The organism is Bradyrhizobium sp. (genome assembly GCF_049581145.1).
In the GTDB taxonomy this organism is placed as follows: Bacteria; Pseudomonadota; Alphaproteobacteria; order Rhizobiales; family Xanthobacteraceae; genus Bradyrhizobium.
This window is the reverse complement of record NZ_JBAURI010000838.1, coordinates 1-10,119: the sequence shown is the minus strand read 5'-3', so window position 1 is coordinate 10,119 and position 10,119 is coordinate 1. Positions and strand designations below refer to the sequence as shown.

General features: G+C 63.0%; 10 protein-coding genes. All 10 read right to left on the bottom strand.

Annotated features, from left to right (window positions below; genetic code table 11):
* A partial coding sequence (gene bamA, locus WCB02_RS27595; RefSeq protein ID WP_423962925.1) for an outer membrane protein assembly factor BamA occupies window positions 1–1,459 on the bottom strand: 1,459 nt, incomplete at its 3' end.
* A 173-nt stretch (window positions 1,460–1,632) separates the two neighbouring features.
* A complete protein-coding gene (gene rseP, locus WCB02_RS27590; RefSeq protein ID WP_423962924.1) occupies window positions 1,633–2,784 on the bottom strand; it encodes an RIP metalloprotease RseP in 1,152 nt (383 codons plus the stop codon).
* 43 nt (window positions 2,785–2,827) lie between these two features.
* Window positions 2,828–4,051 (bottom strand): 1-deoxy-D-xylulose-5-phosphate reductoisomerase, encoded by a 1,224-nt coding sequence (gene dxr, locus WCB02_RS27585; protein WP_423962923.1) that lies wholly within the window; start codon window positions 4,049–4,051, stop codon window positions 2,828–2,830.
* 4 nt (window positions 4,052–4,055) lie between these two features.
* Window positions 4,056–4,898, bottom strand: coding sequence for a phosphatidate cytidylyltransferase (locus WCB02_RS27580; protein ID WP_423962922.1), 843 nt, complete (start codon window positions 4,896–4,898; stop codon window positions 4,056–4,058).
* A complete protein-coding gene (locus WCB02_RS27575) occupies window positions 4,895–5,653 on the bottom strand; it encodes an isoprenyl transferase (protein WP_423962921.1) in 759 nt (252 codons plus the stop codon). Before WCB02_RS27575 ends, WCB02_RS27580 begins: the two co-directional genes overlap by 4 nt.
* 11 nt (window positions 5,654–5,664) lie before the next feature.
* On the bottom strand, window positions 5,665–6,228 hold the full coding sequence (gene frr, locus WCB02_RS27570) for a ribosome recycling factor (protein ID WP_423962920.1): 564 nt from the start codon (window positions 6,226–6,228) through the stop codon (window positions 5,665–5,667).
* Window positions 6,229–6,296: 68 nt separating this feature from the next.
* A complete protein-coding gene (gene pyrH, locus WCB02_RS27565; RefSeq protein WP_423962919.1) occupies window positions 6,297–7,013 on the bottom strand; it encodes a UMP kinase in 717 nt (238 codons plus the stop codon).
* A gap of 72 nt (window positions 7,014–7,085) precedes the next feature.
* The gene (tsf, locus tag WCB02_RS27560) at window positions 7,086–8,009 is read right to left on the bottom strand and encodes a translation elongation factor Ts (protein ID WP_423962918.1); all 924 of its coding nucleotides are present in this window, start codon (window positions 8,007–8,009) and stop codon (window positions 7,086–7,088) included.
* A 136-nt stretch (window positions 8,010–8,145) separates the two neighbouring features.
* Complete coding sequence (locus WCB02_RS27555) at window positions 8,146–9,144, bottom strand: 30S ribosomal protein S2 (protein WP_423962917.1); 999 nt, start codon at window positions 9,142–9,144, stop codon at window positions 8,146–8,148.
* Window positions 9,145–9,360: 216 nt separating this feature from the next.
* Window positions 9,361–9,882, bottom strand: coding sequence for a DUF2846 domain-containing protein (locus WCB02_RS27550; RefSeq protein ID WP_423962916.1), 522 nt, complete (start codon window positions 9,880–9,882; stop codon window positions 9,361–9,363).
* Window positions 9,883–10,119: the final 237 nt, after the last annotated feature.

Sequence of the window (10,119 nt, the reverse complement as noted above, 5' to 3'; positions counted from 1 at the left end):
GATCGACATAGGACAGCGACACGCCACGCGCAAACTCGCCGTAAGTCACAGAAGCCTTGGCAAACAGGCCACGGCCGAGAAAGTTTCGCTCGGACACGCTGACTTCGGCGAGCGGACCATCGGAGGTTGAATAACCGCCGGATACCGAGAAGTCGCCGGTTGATTTCTCTTCGAGAGTGACGACCAGGATCACGCGATCGCTCGACGAACCCGGCTCGGTCGTGATCTTCACGTCCTTGAAGAAATCGAGGTTCTTCAACCGGCGCTCGGCCCGATCGACCAGCGCACGGTTGTAGGCGTCGCCCTCCGAAATATCGAACTCGCGCCGGATCACGTAGTCGCGGGTCCGGGTGTTGCCGCGGACTTCGATCCGCTCGATGTAGGTACGCGGCCCTTCGTCAATCGAAAACACGATTGTGACGGTGTGCGCATCAAAGTTGCGGTCGCCACGCGGATGCACGATCGCGAAGGCAAAGCCGCGTCGCGAGGCCTCGATCTGCATCTGCTCGACCGACTTCTCCAGCGCTTCCGCGTTATACAGCGCGCCGACATGCACCTCTGAATAACTGCTCAGCGTGTTGCCATCGAGCCCTGGAATGCTGGACTGAAACTGCACCGACCCGACGTGATATTGCTGACCTTCCTCGATTTTGAAGGTGACCAGAAAGCCCTTCTGGTCCGGATCATATTCCGTCAGCGCAGCCACGACCTGCACGTCGGCGAAGCCATGCTTCAGGTAGAAGCGGCGAATCAGATCACGGTCCGCTTCGACCCGATCCGGATCGTAGACGTCGGCGCCGCCAAGGAAGCTCAGCAGATTCGATTCGCGGGTCTTGATGACGTCCTTCAGGCGATAGGACGAGTAATAGCTGTTGCCGACGAATTCGATGGACTTGATGCCGGTTTTCTGTCCCTCGGCGATCGTGAACACCAGATCGACGCGGTTGTTCGGCTCCTCAATGATCTCCGGCGTGACATGCACGTCATAACGCCCGGAGCGGCGGTAGATTTCGGCGATGCGCTGCGCGTCGGACTGCACCATGGGCCGCGACAGCGTGCCGCGCGCCTTGGACTGGATTTCCGCCGAAAGCTGCTCGTCCTTGACCTTCTTGTTGCCCTCGAAGGCGACCTTGTTGATGACCGGGTTTTCGATCACGCTGACGACCAGATGGCCGCCCGTCCGGTTGATCTTCACGTCCTGGAACAGGCCGGTCTCGATCAGGGCCTTGAGGCCGTCGTCAATGGCGCCCGCATCGAGCACACCGCCCGGCCCCGGCTTGAAATAGGATCGGATGGTCTCGATCTCGACGCGCCGGTTGCCCTGCACCTCGATCGAATTGACAGTCTGCGCGGCAGCCGGGCCGGACACCAGCGCAGCCGCCAGCGTCGCAACCACCGGCGCGGCGAACATGATCAGGGCGGCGAGTAAGCCCCCCCGGACTCGCATTCCAAACTTCATCCGCCACGCGCCCTTGTCATTCCAGTGCCGGCCTACACCCCCGCAGCCCGGCAGATTCCCATTCGATGCATCGCTTGTAGCCAATTTAACCGGGGGGGCAAACGTTGGAACACGGTCCGATTCCAATTTCATTCCAGGACGTTGCCATTGCGCAACGTCACAAAAAAGCCGCCTCACGATGCCGCCAGATGCAAGATGTCGTTATAGGTCGCAAACACCATCAACATCAGCACCAGGCCAAGCCCGATTCGGAAACCCATTTCCTGGGCCCGCTCCGACAAAGGTCGTCCGCGCGCCGCTTCGACCCCATAGAACAAAAGGTGTCCGCCGTCGAGCAGCGGAACCGGGAACAGGTTCAGGAGCCCGATGGAGATCGAAAGCACCGCGGCGAGGTGAATCAGTGCGGCCATGCCGATCGTGGCCACCTGGCCGGAAATCTGGGCGATTCGCAGCGGTCCCCCCACCTGATCGGCCGCCTCGCGGCCGGTGAAGACCCCGCCGATATAGGCCAGTGTGCGGTCGATCACGAACCAGGTTTCCTTCACCCCGAGCCAGAGCGCGGTCGCCGGGTTGACCCGCTCGGTCACGACATCGCCTGCGGCGGTCTGCCTGGTGATTCCCAGCACGCCAATTCGGTGTTCATTGCCAAACGGGTCTTTGACTTCCCTGAGCTGCGGCGTGCCATGCAGTTCCACCGTCGAATCACCGCGCTTGACCGTGAAGGTCAGGGTGTCGCCAGCATGCGTACCGACGACCCGCTGCATGTCGGAGAAACTGTCGATCTTGCTGCCGTCAATAGCCATCACGATGTCGCCAACCTGGAAGCCCGCGGCGGCGGCGGCGCTGTTGTCTTCAACCTTGTCGACGCGGGCCGAGGTACTCGGCTTGCCAAAGAAAGTAAAAAGACAGGTAAAGATTACGATCGCGAGCAGGAAATTGGCGACCGGCCCGGCGGCAACGATGGCGGCGCGCGGCCCCACCTTCTTGTGGTGAAAGCTGCCGGCCCGTTCCTCTTCGGTCATGCTGGCAAGCGCGCCGGCCGACGGGGTCGAGGCCTCGGTGTCGTCGCCGAAGAACTTCACATAACCGCCGAGCGGAATCGCCGAAATCTTCCAGCGGGTGCCATGGCGGTCGTTGAAGCCAACAAGTTCGGGTCCGAAGCCGAGCGAGAACGTCAAGATCTTCACCCCGGCCCAGCGGGCAACCAGGAAGTGACCGAGTTCATGAAAGAACACGACGATCGTCAGAACGAACAAAAAAGGGACCACATAGCCGATGAGCCCATGGCTCAACACACTGAAACCATGAAGAAAAAATTCGGACATCGTTTCCCCTATCCCAGAGCCGAAGGCTCCCGTTCGCAACCCTCTAGGATGCCTTCAAGGCAATTTGAGGCAAGAGGGTGGCAGCCTTGTTTCGCGCGCCGTGGTCGACGGCAATGGCGTCATCGGCAGAGTTCAAGGGCGCCAGATTCCCGGACCTGATCCAGGCATCGATGGTCGCTTCCACAAGGCGCGCGATCGCGCCGAACTTGATCTTGCCGCCGATGAAAGCCGCGACCGCGACCTCATTGGCTGCATTATATACCGTAGTTGCCCCGTTGCCGGTCCTTAAGGAATCGTAAGCCAGCCGAAGGGCCGGAAATCGCTCGAAATCCGGGGCCTCGAAGCTGAGCTGGCCAATCTTGGCGAGATCCAGCCGTGCTGCAGGCCCCTTGATTCGGTCTGGCCATCCCAGGCAATGCGCGATCGGCGTGCGCATGTCGGGCGCCCCGAGCTGGGCGACCACCGAACGATCGGAAAATTCGACCATGCCGTGGACGATCGATTGCGGGTGGACCAGCACCTCGATTTCATCGGGCGTCAGCGCGAACAGATAGGAGGCTTCGATGACCTCGAGCCCCTTGTTCATCATCGACGCGGAATCGATGGTGATCTTCTGTCCCATGCTCCAGTTCGGATGCTTCAGCGCCTGCGCCAGTGTCGCCTGCTCGATGTCGGCGGCAGCCCAGGTGCGGAACGGGCCGCCGGAGGCGGTGATGATGACACGAACCAGCTCTTCACGATTGCCCGAGCCAAGTGCCTGGAACAGTGCATTATGCTCGGAATCGGCCGGCAGCACGCAGGCACCGGCCTTGGCGGCGCGCTGCATGAAAAAATCACCGGCGCAGACCAGGCACTCCTTGTTGGCGAGCGCGACAGTCGCTCCCCGATCGACTGCGGCGAGCGCGGGCTTGAGGCCGGCTGCGCCACTGACCGCTGCCATCACCCAATCCGCCGGACGTGCGGCAGCCTCGATCACGGCGCTTTCGCCGGCGCCGCATTCTGTCCGCGTGCCGGCCAGCGCCTGTTTCAGTTCGCCCAGGCGAGCGGGATCGGCGATGGCGGCGAATTGCGCACGAAACTCCTTCGCCAGCTTCGCCAGCGCCTGCACATTGGAATTGGCCGTCAGCGCCTCGACCCGGTAGCGGTCGGGCGAGGCCCGCAACAGATCCATCGTGCTGTCGCCGATCGAGCCGGTGGCCCCGAGCACGGTGACGGTTCGCACGGCCGAGGCCGCGGTTCGGTTATTCCGCAATGGGACTGCGCTCATTTTTTCACCAAACCATAAGAGCCCGGCCGACGCCATCCACGCCACCGCGCAAAAGCCCGAAAATCGCAGCCAGGACGATTGCCGCGACGTAGCCGTCGAGGCGGTCGAGCAACCCGCCATGGCCGGGGATGATATGACTGGAGTCCTTGACGCCGAAGCGACGTTTGACTGCAGATTCAAAGAGATCGCCGAGTTGCGAGGCAATCGAGAGACAAGCCCCTAGAACCAGCATCGGCAAGGTCTTGCCGAGGTCGAGTGCGGCAAAACCGCCAGCGACGAAAAGACTGGCCACCATCCCGCCGAGCGCGCCAGCCCAAGTCTTGTTGGGGCTGACCCGCGGCCAGAGTTTCGCGCCGCCAAGGCGGCGGCCGGCGAAATAGCCGCCGATATCGGTGGCCCAAACCACCAGCAGCACCAGAACCAGCGCAGTAAATCCCTGCGCTTCGTCGAACCGGACCAGGAGCGACGCGGTCAGTGCCATCGCGGCATAGAGGAATCCTGCCGCCGTCCAGAACCGACGCGACAACAGGCCTGCGGCCATGAGTCCGAAGAGCGCCGCCGCCAGCGACGCATCGATCTGGCGCAACGCCAGACAGGAGCCGGCGACCGCAAGCGCCACCGCGCCGATCGCCACGACGCCGATCTCGCGCGGCGCGCTCACGACCATCAGCCATTCGACATAGAGGCCGATCGCGGCCAGAATCACCAGCGCGGTCCAGAACCAGCCACCGGCATAGGCCGCGCCGATCGCGAGCGGCGCCAGCACCAGAGCGGCGGCGGTGCGCATCAGAAGATTGTGCGAAGCCTGCTCGGAACCCGCCGCCGGCACGGCTTTCTGCTCGCTCACGATGCGGTTTTCGCCACCAGACCGCCGAACCGGCGCTCGCGTCTGGCGTATTCGGCTATCGCACTCTCCAGCGCGGCCTTGTCGAAATCCGGCCAGTGCATCGGCACGAACACGAACTCGCTATAGGCCGCCTGCCACATCAGGAAGTTCGACAGCCGCTGTTCGCCGCTGGTGCGGATGATCAAATCGGGATCGGGGATATCGGGCGCATCCAGAGAACGACCGAGCGTGTCGGCGTCGATCGATGATGGATCGCGGCTGCCCTGTGCCACCTCGCGCGCCAGCCGCTGCGCGGCACGGGCGATTTCCTGACGCGATCCATAGTTGAAGGCGACTACGAGATTGAGACGGGTATTATCGCGGGTCAGCTCCTCGGCCTCGTTGAGAAGCGCGCAGATGTCCGGCTCGAGCCCGACGCGCTCGCCGATGATGCGGACCCTGACCCCGTCGCGATGCAATGTTGCGAGATCGTTGCGGATAAAGCGCTTCAGCAGTCCGAACAGGTCGCCGATCTCGCTCGCGGGCCGCGACCAGTTTTCCGAGCTGAACGAGAATATGGTCAGGTAGAGAACACCGAGCTCGCGCGAGGCCCGCACCACGCGGCGCAGCGCCTCGACCCCACGGCGATGTCCCTCGGCACGCGGCAGCCCGCGTGCCGCCGCCCAGCGCCCGTTGCCGTCCATGATGATCGCCACGTGCAACGGACGATCCGCGCGATCCTGCTCTTTGCTGGCGGGCACGGCGGCGCTCGACATCGGTCGATCCTTCAAACCGTGAGGATTTCTTTTTCCTTGGCCGCCAGCATCTGATCGATTTCCGAGATCATGCCATCGGTCACCTTCTGCACGTCGGCGGCCAGACGCTCCTGGTCGTCCTCGGAAATCTCGTGGTTCTTCTCGAGCTTCTTCACGGTATCGAGCCCGTCGCGCCGGACATGGCGAACCGCGACACGCGCGGCCTCGGCATATTTATGCGCGACCTTGACCAGTTCCTTGCGGCGCTCCTCGTTGAGCTCGGGAATCCGCAACCGCAGCACCTGCCCTTCGGTGGCGGGCGACAGCCCCAGATTGGAATCGACAATGGCCTTCTCGACGGCCTTGACCATCGATTTGTCCCAGACCTGCACAGAGATCATGCGCGGCTCCGGCACGCTGATGGTCGCAAGCTGATTCAGCGGCATATGCGTGCCATAGGCATCGACCTGCACCGGCTCGAGCATTGAGGCTGCGGCCCGACCGGTCCTGAGACCGCCAAGTTCGTGCTTGAGCGCCTGGGTCGCGCCCTGCATGCGGCGCTTCAACTCGTTGATGTCGAACTTGTCCGTGGACATAACGCTCTCCCTTCTGCAAACCTCTCGTCACTGCCCCCTGACAGCGCGCCTCCGGCATCGCAAACCCGTCAGTCGGCGACGATGGTGCCGTGCCCCGTGCCGCGCAGAACAGCGCCAATCGACCCAGGTTCGGCAATCGAGAATACGATGATAGGCAGCGACGTCTCACGGGCAAGCGCGAATGCAGTCGCGTCCATGACCTTGTAGCCGCCCTGAATGGCCTGCGCGTGAGTCAAGCGGTCGAACCGCTTGGCAGCAGGATCTTTTTTGGGGTCGGCGCTGTAGACGCCATCGACATTGGTGGCTTTCAGCACCACCTGCGCGTCGATTTCCGCGGCCCGCAGCACGGCCGTGGTATCTGTGGTGAAGAACGGATTGCCGGTGCCGCCGCCAAGCAGCACGATACGGCCCTCGGCGAGGTATTTGTGCGTTACAGCGCGCGTGAACAGCTCGCAAATCTCCGGCATGACAAACGCCGAAAGCGTGCGCGCCGGCGTCCCCCTGCGCTCGATCGAGGACTCCAGCGCCAGGCAGTTCATCACGGTCGCCAGCATGCCCATGGTATCGCCGGTCGTCCGCGACACGCCATGGGAGGACACTTCGACGCCGCGGACCATGTTTCCGCCGCCGACCACGACCGCGATCTCGGTACCGAGTTTTTGGGCCGCGATCAGATCGTCGGCAATGCGGTCGACGGTGGGCTGGTCAATACCGGCGGATTGGCTGCCGGCGAGATATTCGCCCGACAGTTTGATCACCACCCGACGATACACCGGCTCAGCCATGTGCCATTCACTCTCTCGCCCCGCGCGAACCGATTCCGGCGCGGCCTTCGCGCCGGAATGATGTCGCGGAGGTCACTTCTTGCCGCTGGCGGCTGCGACCTCGGCGGCGAAATCGGATTCCTGCTTGTCGATTCCCTCACCCAGCGCATAACGGACAAAGCCGGTGATCTTCAACGGCGCGCCGACCTTGCCCTCGGCTTCCTTGACCGCCTGACCGACCGATTTGCCGGCATCGTGGATGAAGGCCTGCTCGAGCAGGCAGACTTCCTTGTAGTAAGTCTTCAAACCTGAATCGACGATCTTTTCGATCATGTTCTCCGGCTTGCCCTGCTGACGATATTTGTCGGCGAGCACGTCCTTTTCGCGGCGTACCAGTTCGGGATCGAGACCGGCGGGGTCGAGCGCCAGCGGGTTGGCGGCGGCCACGTGCATGGCGAGTTGGCGGCCAAGCTGCGACAGCTCGTCGGTTTTGCCGGCGGATTCCAGCGCCACGATCACGCCCATCTTGCCGGCGCCGTCGATGACGGCGTTGTGGATGTAGCTCGACACCACGCCCTGACCGACATCGAGCGAGGCCGCGCGGCGCAGCGTCATGTTCTCGCCGATGGTCGCGATTGCATCCGCGATCGCGGTCTCGACGGTGACGTCGCCGACCTTCGCCGCCTTGATCTTCTCAACGTCGGCGCCGACGTGAAGCGCGACCTGCGTGATCATCTTGACGAGGCCCTGGAACTGCTCGTTGCGCGCGACGAAATCGGTCTCGGAATTGACCTCGACCACCACGCCCTTGGTGCCGCCGGTCAGCGCACCGATCAAACCTTCCGCGGCAACGCGGCCGGCCTTCTTCGCGGCCTTCGACAGCCCCTTCTTGCGCAGCCAGTCCTGGGCCGCCTGCATGTCGCCGGCGCTCTCGGTGAGAGCAGCCTTGCAATCCATCATTCCCGCGCCGGTCGATTCGCGCAGCTCCTTGACCATCGCTGCAGTGATTGTAGCCATCGTGAGAGTGTCCTTCTGCCTGTGCTTGCGCCGACGGCGGCGCGGCGCTTGCCGCACAGCCGCCGACCGTCATCAGGAACTCGCGTCAACTGGACGTGTGGCCGGCGCGAGCCGGCCAACCCGTGTCGATATTCCGCTATTCCGCTTCCGCAGTCAGCGCCTTGGCTTGCGCGACCCAGGCATCGGCGCGGCTCGGAAGTCCGACCTCCTCGCCGATCTGGTGGGCGGTATCATGATCGAGCTCGGCGAGCTGCCAGTAATGGAAGATACCGAGATCGTTGAACTTCTTCTCGATTGCGCCGGACACGCCGGTCAATTTCTTGAGGTCATCGGCAGCGCCACGCGGTCCGGCCAAGCCCTGGAAGACCGAAGGCTGCACGGCCGGCGCGACGTCGTCGCGGACCGGAGCCGGCGAAGCGCCGATATCGATGCCCGCATCGCCCTGCGCGCGGGAAATGCCGTCGATCGCAGCACGCGCGATCAGATCGCAATAGAGCGAGATGGCGCGGCCGGCGTCGTCATTGCCCGGCACTACAAAGGTGATACCCTTGGGATCCGAATTGGTGTCGACGATCGCGGCAACGGGAATGTTGAGCCGACGGGCTTCGGCGATCGCGATGTCTTCCTTGTTGGTGTCGATCACAAAGATCATGTCGGGCAAGCCGCCCATGTCCTTGATGCCGCCGAGCGAGCGGTCGAGTTTGTCGCGCTCGCGCTGCAGCGTCAGCCGCTCCTTCTTGGTATAGGAGTTGGCTTCGCCCGACGCGAGCACGTCGTCGAGTTGCCGCAGCCGCTTGATCGAGGCCGAAATCGTCTTCCAGTTGGTCAGCGTGCCGCCGAGCCAGCGCGAGTTGACGAAGTATTGCGCGCAACGCTTGGCGGCGTCGGCAACGCCATCCTGTGCCTGCCGCTTGGTGCCAACGAACAGGATGCGGCCGCCCTTGGCGACCGTATCACTGACCGCCTGCAGCGCACGATGCAAGAGCGGCACGGTCTGGGCGAGGTCGATGATGTGGATGTTGTTGCGGGTACCGAAGATGTAGTCCGCCATCTTCGGGTTCCAGCGATGCGACTGGTGGCCGAAGTGCACGCCAGCTTCGAGCAGCTGACGCATCGAGAAGTCGGGTAGCGACATGTGGTTCAATTCTCCGGTTGGTTCCTCCGGAAACGTGTGAGCAAACGGGCCCTTACGGCCCGGCTGCCACCGGACGGCCTCTTCAGCCATGTTTCCGTGTGAGATGGCCGGCTATATAGCCGGTTTTGCGCCAGACGCAAGGAAATAAGGCCGGATTCAGAGGCTGGGCCGGCCTCTATCTCGGTGTTCGGCCCGCGATTTGCTGGTCCCTTGGTGCTATTCCGCCAGTTGCAGCTGCGCGAGTGTCGCTCTCGCAGTGGATTCATCCAAAGGATCCAGATCGACCGGCCCTGGATTATCGCTTCCGGCGGTGGCCGCAGAGGCCACCAGCGCGCCGGCCAGCCCACCGACTATCGCCATACCGGTCACCGTCTTGGCCCGCTGACTGTTCTTGATCGCGAAAAAATAGGTGCGGCCGGATTCGGTGGCAATATCGCGCCTGGTGTCACCCGGAAAGAGCTTCTGGGTGGCGAGCAGTTCGTGCCGGCCCGCTGGACGATCAACATAAATATAGGTGCCCGGCTTCAGCAGGCTCTCCGGACCGTCATCGATCTTCAACTGACAGGCGGCGGCATCGTAGCCGCTGGCTTTTTCGCTGAGCACGACAATGCGCGACTGTCCCGGCCTCGGCGGACCGGTTCTTTGCATCACCGCGACATAATCAAAACCGGTTCTTTCGCTCGCACAGGCCACCAACAATCCTGCGGCGATGCACAACGCCGCGCCACGCCAGAACATCACACGCCCCCAACTACGCCCTGGGAACGTCCTTGCTCAGAAACACCGCAAGGTTGCAATAGCGATCCGTTCGACCTGGCCGACCATTTCCACATTCCAAGCTGGCGATGGTCTCGTCAGAGGCGAAATTGTCGGCCGCGCGGCAGATGATCCGGTCTCCGCGGCCGCTATCGAACGCGTATTCGGGCGGAGCTTGTCCCGTTAGCATTTGGGATGGTTCGGCGGGCACTTCTTCGG

Bases quoted from the DNA above. Each gene is read 5' to 3' on its own strand.
- WCB02_RS27550 (WP_423962916.1), bottom strand. From the start codon at position 9,882: ATGTTCTGGCGTGGCGCGGCGTTGTGCATCGCCGCAGGATTGTTGGTG.
- pyrH (WP_423962919.1), bottom strand. From the start codon at position 7,013: ATGGCTGAGCCGGTGTATCGTCGGGTGGTGATCAAACTGTCGGGCGAA.
- frr (WP_423962920.1), bottom strand. From the start codon at position 6,228: ATGTCCACGGACAAGTTCGACATCAACGAGTTGAAGCGCCGCATGCAG.
- WCB02_RS27555 (WP_423962917.1), bottom strand. From the start codon at position 9,144: ATGTCGCTACCCGACTTCTCGATGCGTCAGCTGCTCGAAGCTGGCGTG.
- tsf (WP_423962918.1), bottom strand. From the start codon at position 8,009: ATGGCTACAATCACTGCAGCGATGGTCAAGGAGCTGCGCGAATCGACC.
- rseP (WP_423962924.1), bottom strand. From the start codon at position 2,784: ATGTCCGAATTTTTTCTTCATGGTTTCAGTGTGTTGAGCCATGGGCTC.
- WCB02_RS27575 (WP_423962921.1), bottom strand. From the start codon at position 5,653: ATGTCGAGCGCCGCCGTGCCCGCCAGCAAAGAGCAGGATCGCGCGGAT.
- dxr (WP_423962923.1), bottom strand. From the start codon at position 4,051: ATGAGCGCAGTCCCATTGCGGAATAACCGAACCGCGGCCTCGGCCGTG.